This is a genomic window from Photobacterium sp. GSS17 (genome assembly GCF_028621875.1).
GTDB classification, from domain to species: Bacteria; Pseudomonadota; Gammaproteobacteria; order Enterobacterales; family Vibrionaceae; genus Photobacterium; species Photobacterium ganghwense.
Genome location: NZ_CP117517.1, coordinates 2,022,025 through 2,041,093 on the forward strand (window position 1 = coordinate 2,022,025; position 19,069 = coordinate 2,041,093).

The following is a 19,069-nucleotide window of genomic DNA, read 5'->3' on the forward strand; positions in this document are numbered from 1 at the left end:
CCTCCTTGACGATCCGGGTAACACCCGGAACCCTATTAATCATTAAACAGCAGACAGGCGCGCCCATCATGCTCTATACGCTGAATACGGGTCGCAAACACCTGCTCCAGCATCTCAACCGTCATAACCTCTTTGGGCTGCCCCTTGGCCACACAGGAACCGTTGTTCAGTAGCAACACTTTGTCAGCTTCGCGCAGGGTACGATTTAAATCATGATTGGCCATCACCACAGCTATGCCCATGTTGGCCACTTTACGGATCAATTTGTACATCACCGCTTCCTGGCCGATGTCCAGCGCTGCCGCCGGCTCATCCAGCAACAGAAGCCGAGCATCCGGATTGAGATCCGGCCAAACCTGAAGACATGCCGCCGCCAGCCTTACCCGTTGCCACTCGCCGCCTGAAAGCTGCTGAATACTTCGGTTCAGTTTGTCTCTGATTTTCAGCGCGGTACAAATTTCGTTAACAGCCGCTTGCGCATGCTCTTCATCAACCTGCCCAATCGCCGAGAGAGAAAGTGACAGATAGTGATACACCGCCACAGCAAAAGCGGGCCGGTCCTGTTGAGAAAGATAGCTCCTGTACCGGGCCAGTGTGGCCAAATCAAACTGCACTAGTGCTTTCCCGGAGAACTGAATCTCTCCCTGGTAATCAACCAGCCCCGATAACATGGCAATGGCGGTACTTTTACCGCTGCCGTTCGGCCCAATTAAATGCACAATTTCCCCGGCTTTCACGTCAAAAGAAACCGGAAGTAAACGATGTGGCATAGCCAGATTGTGCGCCTGAATCACCACAGATGCATGTGTTTGAGATAACGTCATCAAGCCTATTCCATCAATCTAGCTGAGATCGGAGCAACATCCAGATAAACAATGGCGCACCGAGCGTTGTAATCACCACCCCCACTGGCAACTCGGCTGCCGGAAGCAGCACTCTGGCCAAAGTATCTGCCAGTGCCAGTAACAAAGCGCCAAACAAAGCCGAGAGCGGCAACAGAAAGCGATTTTCCGCTCCCAGTGCGAGCCGGAGCAGATGCGGCACCACTAACCCGATAAACCCAATAATGCCCCCAAGGGCAACGGAAGCACCGACTAACAGGGATACAATCAGAATCAGACGCCAGCGAAATGCCGCGACATCCAGCCCCAGTTGTCTGGCCTGGTTTTCGCCCAGCATCAGTAAATCCAGCTTTTTGCCCTGCAAGCAGAGCCAGACAAGAACAGGCATCATCGCAACCAGCAGCACCAGTTGCGGCCAGCTCACACCGGCGACACTTCCCATCAGCCAGTACATCAGCATGCGTAAATTCAGATCATCACTGAAGTAGAAAGCCCAGGTCACCATAGCACCGGATAAAATCCCAAGTGCAACACCGATCAGTAATAGCCGTGCCGTCGACACTTTGCGTCGCTGAGACAACCCGACCAGAATAAGCGTAAAACAGAACGCACCAACCATTGCCGCTGCCATCATGATCAATGGCGTCGGTGCGAATGGCAGAGCAAATAGTACGACAACCAAAGCCAGGCTGGCACCACCGGAAATGCCTAATACGCCGGGTTCTGCCAGCGGATTCCCCAGCAATACCTGCAACACAGCTCCAGAGGCCGCCAGAGAGGCGCCAATCGCCAATGCCGCCAACAAACGGGGAAAACGTAATTGTGTCAGTAACTGCTGTTCCAGCAGACCGTCAGGTGACCACGGCCAGATAAAAATTTCACCGACCGCAAGGGAAAAAAAGCAGGCCGTCAGTAGCAAGACGCCTGCTATCAAGATTGCCAGTCGCCATCTGGACTCGTGGCGAACTCTTAGTTCATTCAGTAGCATCAGGAGTACACAATAATGAGGTTTAAACCAAACTGACCAGCCAGTTTGGTAGTACCATACTCGCTCAGTCAGGAAATGGAAAGCAACCCTCACTAGCCCAATGATTATTCAGACAAAAGTGACTCCGATTTAATCAATCCGACTTACTTCACGGTGATTTGCTCACCCAGATTCACCTCTGTTTTACGCACCAGCAGACAAGCTCGCTGACCCAGGGCAACATTGGCATTCGGAAATACAACGGCTTCTCCGCCTTCTAACGCGAAGTATTCAACCCCTTCGTCACTGCCAAGCAGCTTACCTTGATCGAAAAAGGTGAAGTTAGCCTGATCATTCGGGAAGTTCAGCTTAAACTCATCGGTCTGTTTAACCAGGGTCCGAGTGACCTTATAAATACTTAGCAGATCACCCTGCCAGTGGTATTCAACTTGCGGTACGGTCACCAGCTCCAGCATTGCCTGATCAAAAGCGGCCAGACGCTCCAGGTCATTTTCACCAAACTTCGCCACTTTCCCCAATTCTACCGTCAGTGCTTGAGCAGAAAATTTCTCCGCGCTGAACCAGCTAAACGTCGAAGACGAGCTGCTTGACAGCAGTACCGCTTCTAACTCAGCACGCTGCATAAATGAAAACAGGGCTTTGCTGCGGGTAGGATTTTCCGTAAATGGACTAACGGCAAAAGTATAGTGCTCTGAATCGCGAATCGCACAATGCAGATCAAGATGCCAACGTGAAGCCTGTTGGCGATCAGGGTGAGAATAGAAATTAATAACCGCTTGCTGCAATTCGTTTGCACGCAGGCAGTCAGGATTTTCTGTTGGATTTTCGGTATTGAACAGTCGGTTCATGTTTTCGACCACAAACCGCTTGTGCAGATTAATCGCCTCAGGATGGCCAATAATCAGCAATAAACGGTGGGCAGGTACCAGACCATCAACCAGAATTCGGCGTGCCAGTTGCTGAACCAATTCAATCGGGCTGGTTTCATCACCGTGAACCCCTGAAGACAGCACGATATCTTTTGTATCTTCAGCGAGGTCCGGCGGGGTGATTTGCAAAATCCCTCGCCCAAGAAGCTCACATTTTACACCGCTGGCGGTATGCCACTTTCCTGTTTTTACTGACAGCTCCATATTCAGGCTTGCTGCCAGAAAGTCTCCGCTTTTCACCAGCTTTAACATTCCCATTGAACTTCTCCCTGTTAATCAGTATCTCTCAATCGGGATGCCGACATTTTAGCGCTCTCCCCTTGTAAATCAAACCGCAGAAAAACATATATTTAACATCAACATCACACATCTGATGCGTTTTAAGTAAATTTAATCAGAAAAAGCGCTGTAATTGGAGGGAGGCTAAGAATTTTTCGCTAACCTGAAGTGGAAATGTGGAACGAACAAGTGAAGCAAATAACAGGCAAAGAAAAACCCAGGTAAGTTCTACACACCTTACCTGGGTTCTTATCATCCGGTCCCGCGTTTTACTCTTTGATTTCGATATTTTCTACGCGAGCTTTCAGTTTTTGACCTGGTCGGAAAGTCACAACCCGGCGGGCAGAAATCGGAATATCTTCACCCGTTTTTGGATTCCTTCCAGGACGCTCATTTTTGTCACGAAGGTCAAAGTTACCAAAACCTGATAATTTAACTTGTTCGCCACACTCAAGCGCCTTTCTGATCTCTTCGAAGAAGACTTCCACCGTATCCTTGGCGTCCCGTTTGCTTAATCCAACATTCTCAAACAGGTTCTCAGCCAAATCGGCTTTTGTGAGCGCCATAGATAATTCCCTCAAGACTATGTTGAATGGATCGCAGCTATAACAAGGGCTATACCTGCAGCGTATTAGTCCAGTAAGACCCTGTGCGTCAGAAAACTGGAGGACGTTTTCGACACTGGATATCCTAGCTAGAGACAAGTTTATGCCAACTTCCTGATTTCCGCCAACTTTTTTAAGTGAACTTGCTGTCAAATTATTGATTTTTGCATGTGCCAAACCGTCAAAAACATGCATCAGGTTGTGCTTTAGATGAATGGATAGCAATAACATTTGCTGCAAAGTTAATAATTTACAAAATATCCAACTATCAATTTATGGACATATAGAAATAACCGCTAACTATCAGAAGGTTAGATAAATTAGAGTTAGATCAAAAAAAAGCAGCCCCGAAGGACTGCTCTTGATAAAACAATTACTTAAAACATCATGAAGGCTGGTTGTTAATCGATCGATGAACACCCCTTCGCGATGCTGAATTTGCATTAATCGCGCAGGCTGGCACCAAATTGCTCAGACAGTGCTGCAACAGTCTTCTCAACCGCTGCGGCAATATCGGCTTCTTCCAGGGTACGTTCTGCTGACTGCAGTGTCAGAGCAATTGCCAGGCTCTTCTGACCTTCATCAATGCCCTTACCGCGATAAACGTCAAACAGGTTAACGTCTTTCAGCAGCTCACCACCGTTAGCATTGCATGCCTCAAGAATGTCACCAGCTGCAATGTCTTCATTTACAACAACCGCGATATCACGACGGTTAGATGGGAACTTAGACAAAGCTACAGCTTCCGGAATCACACGAGAGTCGATGGCTGACCATTCGATTTCGAACACGATCGTACGGCCATTCAGACCAAACTTGCGCTCCAGTTCAGGGTGAACAGTACCGATCACACCCACTTCTTTACCGTCAACGATGATGGCAGCAGACTGACCTGGGTGCAGTGCAGGATGTTTAGCCGCCTTGAAGCTGTATGCTTTCTCGTTAGAAGTTAGTTCCAGAATGGCTTCCAGGTCGCCCTTCAGATCGAAGAAATCAACGGTGTTCGTCGCGATATCCCAGTGTTCTTCACTGCGAGTACCTGCGATAACACCTGCCAGCATCGGCTCCTGACGCATGCCATTTTCAGCAGACTCACAAGGAATGAAACGCAGACCGTATTCGAACAGGCGAACACGCGGCTGTTGACGTTTCTGGTTGTGAACTACGGTATTCAGCAGCCCTTGAAGCAGACCAAGACGCATTGCTGACATTTCTGCCGAAATCGGGTTTGGCAGTACCAGCGGCTCAACATCCGGTACGATCAGCTTTTGCTGCTCAGGCTCGACAAAACTGTAAGTGATCGCTTCGTGATAACCACGATCAACCAGCAGATGACGAACACGTTTCAGAGGCAGATTGGCTTCCTGGTGATCGTGCATCTTCAGTGCAGCAGCCGGAGACTGATTCGGAATATTGTTGTAACCGTAGATACGGCCAACTTCTTCAATCAGATCCTGCTCAATCGCAATGTCAAAACGCCAGGTTGGCGCAATCGCAGACCAACCTTCCTCGGTTGCCGCAACAGCCATACCCAGACGCTCAAGGATTTCAACCACATCTGCATCAGCAATGTGGTGACCCAGCAGGCTGTCCAGTTTTGCACGACGCAGTGATACAGTATTTGCCTTTGGCAGGTCTGCGTCAGATTCAACCGCGACCACAGGGGCCACTTCGCCGCCACAAATCTCAACCAACAGCTGAGTGGCTCGCTCCATCGCGCTGTGCTGCAGTGCGTAGTCCACACCACGCTCAAAACGCATAGAAGAATCAGTGTGCAGACCGTAGCTACGCGCACGACCACGGATATGGTCAGGTGCAAAGAATGCACACTCAAGCAGCACATCTTTTGTTTCGCCAGTAACACCAGACGCTTCGCCACCAAAAATACCGGCGATTGCCAGTGCTTTGTTGTGGTCTGCGACAACCAGTGTATCGGCGTTCAATTCTGCTTCTGTACCGTCCAGCAGAGTCAGCTTCTCGCCTTGCTCAGCCATACGAACGACGATGCCACCTTCGATCTTCGCCAGATCAAATGCGTGCATTGGTTGACCTTGCTCCAGAAGCACGTAGTTAGTGATGTCTACAACAGGGTCAATTGAGCGAATACCACAACGACGCAGTTTTTCTTGCATCCATAGTGGTGTTTCCGCCTGAACATTTACGTTCTTGATGATACGGCCCAGGTAACGAGGACACGCTGCTGGCGCTTTCACGTCAATCGAGACGGTGTCATCGATAGAAGGCGCAACTGCATCAGCTTGAGGCTCAGTCACGTCTGCACGGTTCAGTACGCCCACTTCACGCGCCATGCCACGAATGCTGAAACAGTCAGCGCGGTTAGCCGTCAGGTCAACGTCAACAGTTACGTCATCCAGACCCAGGAACGCACGGAAGTCAGTACCGATTACTGCGTCTTCTGCCAGCTCCATGATGCCATCAGACTCAACGTCAATACCCAGTTCAGTGAATGAACACAGCATGCCGTGAGAAGGCTGGCCACGCAGCTTCGCTTTTTTGATTTTGAAATCACCCGGCAGTACTGCGCCAACAGTCGCTACAGCCACTTTCAGGCCCTGACGACAGTTTGCCGCACCACAAACGATGTCCAGAAGCTCTTCTTCGCCCACGTCAACTTTCGTTACACGCAGTTTGTCAGCATCCGGGTGCTGGCCACATTCAACAACGTGACCCACTTTTACGCCAGTGAAAGAGCCGGCAACAGGCAGCACGTCGTCTACCTCAAGGCCAGCCATAGTAATTTGGTGAGTCAGTTCGTCAGTAGTAATCGCAGGATTTACCCACTCACGAAGCCATGATTCGCTGAATTTCATTGTGTCTAAACCTCTGGATTACTTGAACTGTTTCAGGAAACGAAGGTCGTTCTCGAAGAACGCGCGCAGATCGTTTACACCATAACGAAGCATGGTCAGACGCTCTACACCCATACCGAATGCAAAACCAGAGTATTTCTCAGGATCAATGCCTACGCTGCGCAGTACGTTCGGATGAACCATACCGCAGCCCAGAACCTCAAGCCACTTACCATTTTTACCTTTCACGTCTACTTCTGCAGAAGGCTCTGTGAACGGGAAGTATGACGGACGGAAACGGACTTCCACTTCTTCCTCGAAGAAGTTACACAGGAAGTCGTGCAGAATGCCTTTCAGCTGTGCGAAATTTACATTCTCGTCAACCAGCATACCTTCTACCTGATGGAACATTGGGGTATGAGTCTGGTCGTAGTCGTTACGGTATACACGGCCCGGTGCGATGAAACGAAATGGTGGCTTACCATTTTCCATCGTACGAATCTGAACCCCTGAAGTGTGAGTACGAAGCATCAGATCTGGGTTAAAGAAGAAGGTATCGTGATCCGTACGTGCAGGGTGATCTGCGGCAATATTCAGCGCATCAAAGTTGTGGAAAGCATCTTCAATTTCAGGGCCAGACTCCACATTGAAGCCAAGTTCACCAAAGAATTGCTCGATACGTTCAACCGTACGGGTAACCGGGTGCAGACCACCGTTTTCGATGCGGCGACCAGGCAGAGTCACATCAACCATTTCTGCGGCCAGTTTCGCTTCCAGCTCGGCACTTTGCAGTGCGTCTTTACGCGCTGCGATGGCTTGCTGTACAGCACCTTTCGCTTTGTTGATTTCCTGACCTGCTGAGCGACGCTCTTCCGGTGGAAGTTTGCCCAGGCTCTGAAGTTGAAGAGTCAGTTCGCCCTTCTTGCCCAGATATTGGACGCGGACTTCGTCCAGAGCGACTAATGATTCAGCCTGCTCAATAGCTGCCGTTGCGTTGGCAATAATCTCGTCTAGATGTTGCATCGTTTCCTCATCCACCTACAGGTGGCGTCCTTTAGGGAGATATAAATTCGCGTAACGATACATACTAAAGAAACATGCGTCTAAATCCAAATCCAATCGCACTAAAAGCGTGGGATTGGGCGAAAAAAAATCGTCTTTAGCCCATTGATCCCGCGATTGTTATTGGGTGTCCTATTAAAGGCTCATTTCACCGGCATTAATGAAGATTTCCCCCTTGTGACCGGATGTCGTCACCTGTCACCGCAGCACAGACAATTGCGGCGCAGATTCCCTCCGTCATCTGCGTCAGCGTCAGTGAAGGTTTGTGACCATCACCCATGGTCTGCTCCGGCAAAAAAGGGACATGTACAAAGTCGGCCCGAATGTGCAGATCGCTCTGTTCTGAACGCGATAGGTTACGGTTGAATTGAGCCAGGTAGTGCATGACACCATAAAACAGGTGGTTACATACAAAAGTGCCGGCGCTGTAAGAAATCTCAGCCGGGACACCTACCCCATTCACCGCCTGCACCATGGCTTTAACGGGCATAGTTGTAAAATAGGCGGCCGGTCCATCTGTCACCACAGGTTCATCAACTGGCTGGTTACCGGCATTGTCTTCAATACGAAAATCATCAAGATTAATAGCCACTTTTTCGAAGCTAATGGCTGGACGCCCACCGGCCTGCCCCAGCATGATCACCATATCCGGCTGATACTTTTCTATAGCAACAATACATTGCTCAATTGCACTGCGACGTACCACAGGCAGCTTTTGGGTAACAAGAACCACGCCAGCCTGATGCAGCCTGGACTGCGCTTCCGGTTGGGCTAACTGCTCAAGAATCAATGCTGATGGATTAAGTGCTTCTCCGCCAAAAGGTTCAAAACCTGTCACCAGCACCTTTCTCTTCGTCATGTTGTCTGCCTCTGTCACTGTGGATAATCGTTCGCTTGCCACCCTCACATCCTTTTAAACCTGATTCGATCATGCAGGCATCATAATCAGACGCAAAGTTTGTCGAAAATCCAATGACATAAAACCGTGAGTCTCATCGCATGATCTCAATCCAATCGTTCTGTTTAAACATTTTATTAAAAACAATGTTGCATTAACCGAAATATACCACTAAATTAAAAACACTGTTCGATTGATGGATTATGTATTCCTACTTCTTAACTATTCGTTTTGTTTCAATGTGATAACCGAATGACTATGAGGCTGTAAGTCTTGGTATCACTCACCAGACCCTAAAAGTTAATGCATAAGGAGCAATACAATGAATACACAAGAAAAATACTGGTTAATTTATGCCAAAGCGACATTTCTGATTGCCGTTGTGGCGATGGTCATCAGCATCATCAAATTACCCGGCGACCTGCTGATTAAAGGTTACTACAGTATCTGCAGCCTTTTCCTGGTCAGTGCGACCATTACGCTGAGTAAAGCGGTACGTGATCAGGTTGAGTCAAAACGATTAATGAACAAACTTGAAGAAGCCAAAACCGCGCAACTGTTAAACGATTTGGATGAAAGCCGACTATAACTTTGTTTGTGATGAACACGCATTTATATTCCCTTATTAAACAACAGCGGCAGCTTCGGCTGCTGCTGCGCCAACTCAACCGCCAAAAGCAACAGCTTGAAGGCAAACAAGCCCAAGTGACCCAAGACATTTTTAGCCGCGAGTCCGCTATTCAATCTGCCTTGGATCCAGATCCCCAGACAAATATAAGTTCAACCAGCTTCATCAAGATGGTTGAACAAACAATGACGGCTAAACATCGCCTTGCTCGGCTAATAAGCAGAGAAAAAGCGTTGCTAAAACAGATAACCAAGACAGAAACACGATTAAAGACAACGCACGATCTCATTAAATTAGGTTGCCTGCAGCAACGTCGTACCATCCCAACGGCTCAGAGATCTCTGACACTGGTTCTGGAAACTAAGCTTGAATGCTGCCTATTACAGAATGCGGCGCTGCTAGCGCGTTTTATGTAAGTTCTATCTGTCAGTTTTTTTATCAGTAAAGGGAGTGCGTGATGAATGACTGAATACAGTCCGCAGCAAAACGGTACGGATACAAGCGGCCTGCTTTACCGGCTTATCAGAGCGATGCGTAGAAGTTTAGACCGACGCGTAAAAACATCGGGTAAAAAGAAGAGATGAAACTCAGGGGGAGCGGAACTGCTCAGGGAAAACACAGCAGAGATAACTGAATGCTTAATGCTGCTCTGCCAGTAGTACAAAGCACAAAAGAAAAAAGGAGAGCCGAAGCTCTCCTTTCCTCATCAAAACTGACTGAAATTACAGTGCAGCTTTCGCTTTTTCAACTAGAACAGTGAAAGTCGCTTTGTCGAATACAGCGATGTCAGCAAGGATCTTACGATCGATCTCGATAGATGCTTTCTTAAGACCATTGATGAAGCGGCTGTAAGACATACCGTTCTGACGAGCTGCAGCGTTGATACGTGCGATCCACAGTTGACGGAAAGTACGTTTCTTGTTGCGACGGTCACGGTAAGCGTACTGACCAGCTTTAGTAACTGCTTGGAAAGCTACGCGGTAAACACGTGAACGTGCACCGTAGTAACCTTTAGCTTGTTTAAGAACTTTTTTGTGACGTGCACGTGCTTGTACACCACGTTTTACGCGAGGCATAGGAGACTCCTAACTAAATAAATTTATAACTAAAAACGATTAAGCGAACGGAAGCATACGTGCAACTGCTGCCACTTCACATGCAGGAAGGATAGCGTTTGGACGAAGCTGACGCTTGTTCTTAGTAGTACGTTTAGTCAGGATGTGACGTTTAGTCGCGTGCTTGTACTTAAAACCACCAGCAGTTTTCTTGAAACGCTTAGCAGCACCTTTGTTGGATTTCATCTTAGGCATGATGAGACTCCGCATTGTTGATTGTTAATAACATAGTAATCAGGCGAACAAAAAGCGCTGCGGTTAAGCAGCGCCTTTGCTACTTGAATGCCGTAATTACTTCTTCTTAGGGGCAAGCATCATCGTCATTTGACGACCTTCAACCTTATTCGGGAAGCTCTCAACAACCGCTAGGTCGCCAAGGTCATCCTTAATTCGGTTAAGAAGCTCGATACCAAGACTCTGGTGGGCCATTTCACGACCGCGGAAACGCAGTGTGACCTTACCCTTGTTGCCCTCTTCCAAAAAGCGAGTCAGGTTGCGCAGTTTTACCTGATAATCGCCTTCGTCTGTACCAGGACGGAATTTAACTTCCTTAACCTGGATTTGTTTTTGCTTTTTCTTTTGCTCTTTAGCAGCCTTGCTCTTTTCGAACAGGTACTTGCCATAGTCCATCACACGACAGACAGGTGGCTCGGCATTAGGGCTGATTTCAACCAGATCCACACCTGCTTCATGAGCAGTAGTAATTGCTTCTTCGATGGAAACAACACCAATTGATTCGCCATCGAGACCAGTAAGACGAACTTCACGTACGCCACGGATTTCGCCGTTGATACGGTGTGGGTTTTGCTTTACTGGTGCTTGTGTTCTTCTTCCGCCTTTAATACCTTAGTCCTCCAAAACGTTGAGCTTGCGACTGCTAATCTCTTGCTGCAGGTAAGCAACAAGATCGTCAATCTTAAATTTACCCAAATCTTTACCCTTGCGAGTACGTACCGCTACTTCGCCTGCTTCGACTTCTTTGTCACCGCAGACAATCATGTAAGGTACTCGCTTCAAAGTATGTTCGCGGATTTTAAAGCCAATTTTCTCATTTCTCAAGTCTGCGTTGACTCGAATTCCACTTTTTTGCAGTTTTTCGACCACTTGTTGTACATATTCAGCCTGACTGTCCGTGATATTCATCACAACGGCCTGCTGAGGAGCCAACCAGGTCGGGAAGAAACCTGCATACTCTTCGATAAGGATACCGATGAAACGCTCAAGAGAACCAAGAATCGCACGGTGAATCATAACCGGCGTGTGACGCTCGTTATCTTCACCTACGTAAGTTGCGCCAAGACGCTCAGGAAGTGCGAAGTCTAACTGAACTGTACCGCACTGCCAAGCTCGATCTAGGCAATCATGCAAAGTAAATTCAATCTTAGGACCATAGAACGCACCTTCACCTTCTTGAATCTCGTAAGGAATCTCCATAGATTCTAGCGCAAGTTTCAGATCCGACTCAGCTTTATCCCACATTTCGTCAGAACCTACACGCTTCTCTGGGCGAGTAGACAGTTTCACAACGATGTTGTCGAAACCAAAAGTCTGATATGTGTCGTAAACCATCTTAATACAAGATGTCACTTCCTGCTGTACCTGAGCTTCAGTACAGAAGATGTGTGCGTCATCCTGAGTAAAGCCACGTACACGCATAATGCCGTGTAGTGCGCCTGATGGTTCGTTACGGTGACAAGAGCCGAATTCCGCCATACGCAGCGGCAGATCGCGGTAAGACTTCAGACCCTGGTTGAAGATCTGAACGTGACCCGGACAGTTCATTGGCTTGATCGCGTATTCACGGTTCTCAGAAGACGTGGTGAACATCGCATCTGCATATTTGTCCCAGTGACCTGAACGTTCCCACAGAACGCGGTCCATCATCAGCGGACCTTTCACTTCCTGGTAACCGTATTCGTTCAGTTTGTCACGAACGAAAACTTCCAGATCACGGAAGATAGACCAACCGTTGTGGTGCCAGAACACCATACCCGGAGCTTCCTGCTGCATGTGGAACAGGTCAAGCTGTTTACCCAGTTTACGGTGGTCACGCTTAGCGGCTTCTTCAAGACGAGTCAGGTGCGCCTTCAGGGCTTTCTTATCGTGGAAAGCCGTACCGTAGATACGCTGCAACATCTTGTTGTCGCTGTTACCACGCCAGTAAGCACCGGCTACGTTCAGCAGAGTAAAGTGCTGACAGAAGCCCATATGTGGAACGTGTGGACCACGACACATATCGACGTATTCTTCGTGATGGTACAGGCCAGGACGATCATCGCGAGATACGTTTTCATCCAGGATTTCCATCTTGTATGGTTCGCCACGTGATTCAAACGTATCACGTGCTTCCTGCCAGCTGACTTTTTTCTTAACAACTTCGTACTTTGTCTTCGCCAGCTCCTGCATACGCGCTTCGATCTTTTCCAGATCTTCTTGCGTCAGCGACTCGTCCAGATCAATGTCGTAGTAGAAACCGTTGTCGATGGTCGGACCGATAGCCATTTTGGCTTGCGGGTACAGCTGTTTCAATGCGTGGCCAAGAAGGTGCGCACAAGAGTGACGAACGATCTCAAGACCGTCGACTTCATCTTTAACGGTGATGATTTCAAGGCTCGCATCTTCTTCGATCAGATCACACGCATCAACGCGCTGACCATTTACACGACCGGCGATGGTTGCTTTAGCAAGGCCAGGACCGATTGATGCTGCGACTTCCATAGTTGAAACTGGGTTGTCGAAATGACGCTGACTGCCGTCAGGAAGAGTAATTACAGGCATGTATTTATCCTTTAACAGTGGTCTTGCACACCAAGCAAGACATGTTCAATTTAAACGTAAAGCTTTGATAAGCTTAATGAGTGAAGGCCAATTACACCGATACCGCAATACTGAGCAATATCCCAATGCAAAGGCAGAGCGCCACTATAACAAACGCCTGTCACAGAATGCAAAGCCAGAGCGGAAATAATTAGACATAATTTCACCCTTATACCCACGAAAGACGTAATGTTATTATTTCTCAACAAATCAAGTCACTTTTCAGTTACATAGCCATGACAAACGCCCCACTTCGAGGCATTTTTACTTGCTATAGCGAAAGAAACTTGCTTTCATTTGTATAGGCAATTGGAAAGTTACAGTTATGGCTCAGTCACCGCGTTACCTTCAAATCAAGCAATACCTATTAGATAAGATCCATTCTCGGCAATGGCCGCCGGGATATAAGCTGCCGACCGAAATCATGTTGTCGGAGCAATTCTCCGTCAGTCGGATGACCGCCAATAAAGCGATTCGCGATTTGGTGAACGAGGGCTTACTTGAGCGTACTCCTCGCCTGGGCACCTTCGTCTGCCATAAAAAAGCAGAATCGCCGCTAATGGAAATTCGTAATATTGCTGAAGAAGTGAAGAATCGAGGCCATGCTTACTCCAGTGATGTGATTCTGCAATCAACGATTAAAGCCACCGATGAGGTCGCTCTCAGGCTCGGAGTCAGGCATGGTACCGAGGTGTACTTTACCCAAATTGTTCATTATGAAAATGACGTCCCTATTCAGCTTGAGGAACGTTGGGTAAATCCTGACTATGCGCCGGACTACATCGCACAGGACTTCTCCACTCAAACGCCGAACGAGTATCTGGTACAAGCCTGTCCGCTGAGTGACATCGAGCATACCGTTGAGGCCTTGCTGCCCAACAAGCGTATCGCGGATTTACTGCACATCAGCCCGCAATCCCCTTGCCTGTTACTGAACCGCCGTACCTGGAGTAATAAGAACCTGATCAGTACTGCCCTGCTCTATCATCCGGGGAATAAGTACAAGCTCAGCTCCAGAACCAAGGTGGTTTAAGTACTGCGATTCAAACATTGCGATGCCTTTTTGTGCGGTGACTGATGCAAAGAATCGGACAGAACGGAGTCAGTGACTTTGCGTATTAACAAAACTTCGATTCATGGCAAAAGTGCACAGCTCGCCTAAATGAATATCGGGTCTTGCTCGAGCCGATCACATTCGTTCGGACATTTATACTCTGCAATGAGTACCATTTTACGTTAATGGTACTTTGATTAGTTGATTGCACAAGAAATAGGATACAAATACATGTAATAATGACGTGTCGTTATACGCAGTCAATTAAATGAATACACTTTGATGAGTATTTTATAAGTAAGAGTTATCCAAATGTCTAATGTCGTTCAGTTCTCGATGTTCAGTGGTAGTAAGAAGAGCAACACTACCCCACCCAAAAAATCACTTAGCCCTAAAGCTTCAAGGGAACAGGCCGCATTGAAGCAAGACAACCGCTGTTACTTCTGTGGTATGCATAAAGAACCGAAAGAGCTTAACTGGCTTGATAAGATTGGTTTTAAAGCAAAGGCTCATGTTATCTGTAGTACCTGCAACTCTGCTGCTAAGTCACGGTCAATGGATGAACTACGGATAATCCTTGCGCTGAAGGCTATGGATTTCAGAACGATTAAGATTCAGCAGTACCTTGAGTTAAGAGAAAAAGGCGTTCAGATAGACGGTGTACGTGACTACAAGTTCTACTTTGAAACTGTTGAGTAATTAGAGTTAGGGGATAAAGGCAAGCCAAAGACCCCCATTCACATGCCTTCCTCCCTTTCAACCGCCACCCTGCAAACTACAGCTCCCCATTTGACTATCTTCCTTGACGACATTTCCTCCCAAACTCGATGACAGCCACGTTTGGCGGGCTTTCATCCTGGTCATAAAGCACTATCAAAATTGCGTTAGTATCGATTTATTGCCATTTTGATCACATTTCATTTACACAATCTCTTGTCTTTGACCCTATTGTTGACTAATAATTTGTATATACATAAACAACCACCTTACCAGAGCATGTAAATGGACAGAGTGCTGACAAACCTGAAGATGGTCACCATGATGCCGGACACGGGCTACCAGATCATTGACAACGCTATGATTGGAATCGAGCAAGGCAAAATCGCCTTTGCCGGTCATGCGGATCACTATGACTGCCACGGCCATCCGGAAGTGATTGATTGCCATGGCGCACTGGTTACCCCGGGGCTGATTGACTGTCATACCCATCTGGTGTTTGCCGGTAACCGCGCAAATGAGTTTGAGCAACGCCTGAATGGCGTGCCGTATGAAACCATTGCCAAGGCCGGTGGCGGCATACTTGCCACCGTCAATGCAACCCGCAATGCCTCAGAAGAAGAGCTATATGAACTGGCTTGCGAACGTCTGCAAGGTCTGAAAAATGATGGTGTCACATCGGTAGAAATTAAATCCGGTTATGGCCTGACACTGGACAGTGAACTGAAAATGCTGCGCGTGGCGCGCCGAATAGGCCAGCAGGCTGACATCAAAGTGTCCACAACTTTGCTTGCCGCACATGCTCCGCCACCGGAGTTTAAAGATAATGCCGATGGTTATATCGACCTTATCTGTCAGGAAATCATTCCTGTCGCGGCCAAAGAGCAATTGGCAGACGCCGTTGACGTGTTCTGTGAAGGTATCGGCTTCTCGACTGCCCAGTGTCAGCGCGTTTTCGAAGCGGCTAAGCAACATGGTCTGGCCATTAAAGGTCACACGGAGCAACTGTCCAACCTTGGCGGTAGTGCGATGGCGGCCAGAATGGGCGCGCTGTCTGTAGACCATATCGAATACCTGGACGAGCAAGGCGTTGAGGCACTGGCTCAGCACGGCACCGTCGCCACGCTGCTCCCTGGGGCGTTTTACTTCCTGCGCGAAACTCAGCAGCCGCCAATTGAAGCACTGCGTCGCCATCAGGTACCAATGGCCATTTCCACCGACTTTAATCCCGGAACGTCGCCACTGGCCTCACTGCGCGCCATGATGAACATGGCTTGTACGCTGTTCCGACTAACGCCGGAAGAGGCCCTGCGCGGTGTCACACAGCATGCTGCACAGGCATTGGGCGTCAGTGATAGCCGCGGCCAGATCAAAGTAGGAATGGATGCTGACCTTGCCGTCTGGTCTGTCAGCCACCCTGCCGAACTGTCATATCGAATTGGCGTTCCGGATCTGAAATTCCGGGTGGTAGACGGGCACCTCTTTTTCCAACCAGCAGTAACTGGAGCACACCATGGCCGTTGATATGCATGTCTGGCAAGGCCGGACTGATCCTGAAGATGGCGCAAAAGGCTTGCGCTGGCACCAGAAAGTGCAGCCGGCTGATCAGGCTAATGAACAAGGCATCATGATTTTGGGCTTCGCCTGCGATGAAGGCGTATCACGCAATAAAGGCCGCACAGGCGCCTATGACGCCCCAGTCGCCATTCGCAAAGTCCTCGCTAACCTTGCCTGGCACCACCAGGAGCCAGTCTACGACGGCGGCGATATCAGCTGTAATGACGGCAACCTTGAACTGGCCCAGCATCGTCTTGGTGAAGATGTCTGCCATGCCCTGCGCCAGCGCCATAAAGTGATGGTGTTCGGCGGTGGTCATGAAGTGGCATGGGGCTCGTTCCAAGGGATCGGCAACTACCTGCTGCAAAAACAACATGCGGTTGACGGTTCAGATAATGGTAAACCAAGAAAGGCCCCGCGCATTGGCATCATCAATTTTGATGCACACTTTGACCTGCGTAACCCGCCAGCGGGCACGCAATCTCAGAAAGGCAGCTCAGGCACACCGTTCCACCAGATTGCCCGCTTCTGCGAAATGAACAACTGGCCGTTCCGTTACGCCTGTCTGGGTCTGAGCCGGACCAGCAACACGCAGGCGTTGTATGAAAAAGCAGACGCCCTGGGCGTGCTGTACCGCGACGATGAAGACATGACGCAGGCCAATCTGCCGGATATTCAGGAGTCTCTCGGTCAGTTTATCGACCAATGCGACTATCTGTATCTCACGATCGATCTCGACGTGTTTCCGGCGGCGACAGCACCGGGAGTCAGTGCTCCTGCCGCTCGCGGCGTGTCATTCGACATTATTGAGCCACTACTGAAAACCATTCTGGCGGCGAAAACGCCACAGGGTAACAGCAAAATTCTGGTGTTCGACATGGCGGAATATAACCCGCGTTTCGACATCGACAACCAAACCGCTAGGCTTGCCGCCCGACTGGCATGGACCGTCGCCCGCAACCTGCGATAAGGACTTTTGAGTTAATCAATTCAACGACAGAACGCTGCCCACTCATACCATTACATAACGGGCAGCTTTGCAAGGAGAGCCACATGACACAATCGACATCCCACACACATTCGCGTCTGGATGAGAGCCGTACTATCAAGGCCCCAACGGGTACAACACTGAATGCGAAATCCTGGCTGACTGAAGCCCCGCTGCGTATGCTAATGAACAACCTGCATCCGGATGTGGCAGAACACCCGCATTCACTGGTGGTTTACGGGGGTATCGGCCGTGCAGCGCGTAACTGGGAATGTTACGACAAGATTGTCGAAGTGCTGAAGCGTCTGGAAGACGATGAAACACTGCTGGTGCAATCAGGTAAGCCGGTTGGTGTATTCAAAACACACAGCAATGCACCACGTGTCCTGATTGCCAACTCCAATATCGTTCCTCACTGGGCGAACTGGGAACACTTTAACGAGCTGGATAAGAAAGGCCTGATGATGTACGGCCAGATGACAGCAGGCAGCTGGATCTACATCGGCTCTCAGGGCATTGTTCAGGGCACCTACGAAACCTTCGTGGCAATGGCGAATAAACACTTCAACGGCGATGCATCTGGTCGCTGGATCCTGACCGGTGGTCTGGGTGGCATGGGTGGCGCTCAGCCGCTGGCTGCAACCATGGCGGGTTTCTCAATGATTGCTGTCGAGTGTGATGAAAGCCGTATCGATTACCGTCTGCGTACTGGTTACGTTGACTGTAAAGCAACAACTCTGGACGAAGCTCTGGCGATTGTCGAAGAAGCGAAACAAACCGGTAAACCTGTGTCTGTCGGCCTGCTGGGTAACGCTGCTGATGTGTTCCCGGAAGTCGTGCGCCGCGGTATCGTACCTGACTGTACCACTGACCAAACTTCCGCACACGACCCGCTAAACGGTTACCTGCCTCAGGGCTGGTCTATGGAATACGCGGCTGAAATGCGTACTCAGGACGAAGCCGCGGTCATGAAAGCCGCAAAAGAGTCGATGGCGGTTCAGGTTCAGGCGATGCTTGATCTGCAAAAAGCCGGCTCAGCAACAGTTGACTATGGTAACAACATCCGTCAGATGGCACTGGAAGAAGGCGTTGAAAACGCATTCGATTTCCCGGGCTTTGTCCCTGCTTACATCCGCCCGCTCTTCTGTGAAGGCGTTGGGCCGTTCCGTTGGGCAGCCCTGTCTGGTGATCCGGAAGACATCTACAAAACAGACCAGAAAGTGAAAGAGCTGATCCCTGACAACCCGCACCTGCACAACTGGCTGGACATGGCTCGCGAGCGCATCCAGTTCCAGGGTCTGCCAGCGCGTATCTGCTGGGTAGGTCTGAAAGACCGTGCCCGTCTGGGTAAAGCGTTCAACGAAATGGTCAAAAACGGTGAGCTGAAAGCGCCAATCGTCATCGGTCGTGACCACCTGGATTCAGGTTCTGTATCCAGCCCGAACCGTGAAACTGAAGGTATGATGGACGGCTCGGATACCGTTTCCGACTGGCCACTGCTAAACGCCATGCTGAACACCGCATCAGGTGCAACCTGGGTATCTCTGCACCACGGCGGCGGCGTAGGTATGGGCTTCTCGCAACACTCTGGTATGGTTATCGTGTGTGACGGTAGCGATGATGCCGCAGAGCGTGTAGGTCGTGTTCTGCGCAATGACCCGGGCACAGGCGTAATGCGCCATGCCGATGCCGGTTACGACATCGCTATTAAATGCGCCGAAGAGCAGAACCTGGATCTGCCAATGATTCCATCTACTCAGAAATAATCTTCGATAACCAT

Annotated in this window: 18 protein-coding genes; 7 read left to right on the forward strand and 11 right to left on the reverse strand. The window is 49.3% G+C overall.

Features of this window, described 5'->3' with window-relative positions:
- Positions 1 to 35 precede the first annotated feature (35 nt).
- The 7 genes from btuD to pcp form a co-directional block, all read right to left on the reverse strand.
- On the reverse strand, positions 36 to 824 hold the full coding sequence (gene btuD / locus PGW97_RS09100; RefSeq protein WP_254462862.1) for a vitamin B12 ABC transporter ATP-binding protein BtuD: 789 nt from the start codon (positions 822 to 824) through the stop codon (positions 36 to 38).
- Between the two features lie 13 nt (positions 825 to 837).
- A complete protein-coding gene (btuC, locus tag PGW97_RS09105; RefSeq protein ID WP_273857142.1) occupies positions 838 to 1,830 on the reverse strand; it encodes a vitamin B12 ABC transporter permease BtuC in 993 nt (330 codons plus the stop codon).
- Positions 1,831 to 1,973: 143 nt separating this feature from the next.
- Positions 1,974 to 3,017: a succinylglutamate desuccinylase gene (gene astE, locus PGW97_RS09110; protein ID WP_053061821.1), complete on the reverse strand. Its 1,044-nt coding sequence runs from the start codon at positions 3,015 to 3,017 to the stop codon at positions 1,974 to 1,976.
- 290 nt (positions 3,018 to 3,307) lie between these two features.
- Complete coding sequence (gene ihfA / locus PGW97_RS09115; protein WP_047885334.1) at positions 3,308 to 3,604, reverse strand: integration host factor subunit alpha; 297 nt, start codon at positions 3,602 to 3,604, stop codon at positions 3,308 to 3,310.
- Between the two features lie 482 nt (positions 3,605 to 4,086).
- The gene (gene pheT, locus PGW97_RS09120) at positions 4,087 to 6,474 is read right to left on the reverse strand and encodes a phenylalanine--tRNA ligase subunit beta (RefSeq protein WP_273857143.1); all 2,388 of its coding nucleotides are present in this window, start codon (positions 6,472 to 6,474) and stop codon (positions 4,087 to 4,089) included.
- A gap of 18 nt (positions 6,475 to 6,492) precedes the next feature.
- Positions 6,493 to 7,476, reverse strand: coding sequence for a phenylalanine--tRNA ligase subunit alpha (gene pheS / locus PGW97_RS09125; protein WP_047885332.1), 984 nt, complete (start codon positions 7,474 to 7,476; stop codon positions 6,493 to 6,495).
- A gap of 196 nt (positions 7,477 to 7,672) precedes the next feature.
- Complete coding sequence (gene pcp, locus PGW97_RS09130; protein ID WP_217391438.1) at positions 7,673 to 8,374, reverse strand: pyroglutamyl-peptidase I; 702 nt, start codon at positions 8,372 to 8,374, stop codon at positions 7,673 to 7,675.
- A 361-nt stretch (positions 8,375 to 8,735) separates the two neighbouring features.
- On the opposite strand from pcp, the gene PGW97_RS09135 reads away from it, so the two are divergent.
- Complete coding sequence (locus tag PGW97_RS09135; protein WP_047885330.1) at positions 8,736 to 9,002, forward strand: YiaA/YiaB family inner membrane protein; 267 nt, start codon at positions 8,736 to 8,738, stop codon at positions 9,000 to 9,002.
- Between the two features lie 11 nt (positions 9,003 to 9,013).
- Complete coding sequence (locus PGW97_RS09140; protein ID WP_273857144.1) at positions 9,014 to 9,457, forward strand: hypothetical protein; 444 nt, start codon at positions 9,014 to 9,016, stop codon at positions 9,455 to 9,457.
- A gap of 306 nt (positions 9,458 to 9,763) precedes the next feature.
- On the opposite strand, the gene rplT is transcribed toward PGW97_RS09140, so the two are convergent.
- The 4 genes from rplT to thrS all read right to left on the reverse strand — a co-directional run bounded on the left by rplT (position 9,764) and on the right by thrS (position 12,934).
- A complete protein-coding gene (gene rplT / locus PGW97_RS09145; protein ID WP_007469869.1) occupies positions 9,764 to 10,117 on the reverse strand; it encodes a 50S ribosomal protein L20 in 354 nt (117 codons plus the stop codon).
- Positions 10,118 to 10,156: 39 nt separating this feature from the next.
- Entirely contained in the window at positions 10,157 to 10,351 is a 195-nt protein-coding gene (rpmI, locus tag PGW97_RS09150) for a 50S ribosomal protein L35 (protein ID WP_047885328.1), read from the reverse strand.
- A 96-nt stretch (positions 10,352 to 10,447) separates the two neighbouring features.
- Positions 10,448 to 10,999 carry a translation initiation factor IF-3 gene (gene infC / locus PGW97_RS09155; RefSeq protein WP_084712557.1) on the reverse strand — a complete coding sequence of 184 codons (552 nt, stop codon included), beginning with the start codon at positions 10,997 to 10,999 and terminating at the stop codon, positions 10,448 to 10,450.
- 3 nt (positions 11,000 to 11,002) lie between these two features.
- Positions 11,003 to 12,934 carry a threonine--tRNA ligase gene (thrS, locus tag PGW97_RS09160; RefSeq protein ID WP_047885326.1) on the reverse strand — a complete coding sequence of 644 codons (1,932 nt, stop codon included), beginning with the start codon at positions 12,932 to 12,934 and terminating at the stop codon, positions 11,003 to 11,005.
- A 364-nt stretch (positions 12,935 to 13,298) separates the two neighbouring features.
- Here thrS and hutC point away from each other — a divergent pair, with 364 nt between their 5' ends.
- The 5 genes from hutC (at position 13,299) to hutU (ending at position 19,055) form a co-directional block, all read left to right on the forward strand.
- A complete protein-coding gene (hutC, locus tag PGW97_RS09165) occupies positions 13,299 to 14,006 on the forward strand; it encodes a histidine utilization repressor (RefSeq protein ID WP_217391441.1) in 708 nt (235 codons plus the stop codon).
- A gap of 333 nt (positions 14,007 to 14,339) precedes the next feature.
- Positions 14,340 to 14,726, forward strand: coding sequence for a hypothetical protein (locus PGW97_RS09170; RefSeq protein ID WP_047885324.1), 387 nt, complete (start codon positions 14,340 to 14,342; stop codon positions 14,724 to 14,726).
- 303 nt (positions 14,727 to 15,029) lie between these two features.
- Positions 15,030 to 16,268 carry an imidazolonepropionase gene (gene hutI / locus PGW97_RS09175; RefSeq protein WP_273857145.1) on the forward strand — a complete coding sequence of 413 codons (1,239 nt, stop codon included), beginning with the start codon at positions 15,030 to 15,032 and terminating at the stop codon, positions 16,266 to 16,268.
- Positions 16,258 to 17,271, forward strand: coding sequence for a formimidoylglutamase (gene hutG, locus PGW97_RS09180; protein WP_217391445.1), 1,014 nt, complete (start codon positions 16,258 to 16,260; stop codon positions 17,269 to 17,271). The genes hutI and hutG overlap by 11 nt, the downstream gene beginning before the upstream one ends.
- Positions 17,272 to 17,354: 83 nt before the next feature.
- Positions 17,355 to 19,055, forward strand: a complete 1,701-nt coding sequence (gene hutU, locus PGW97_RS09185) for a urocanate hydratase (protein ID WP_047885321.1) — start codon at positions 17,355 to 17,357, stop codon at positions 19,053 to 19,055.
- Positions 19,056 to 19,069 lie beyond the last annotated feature (14 nt).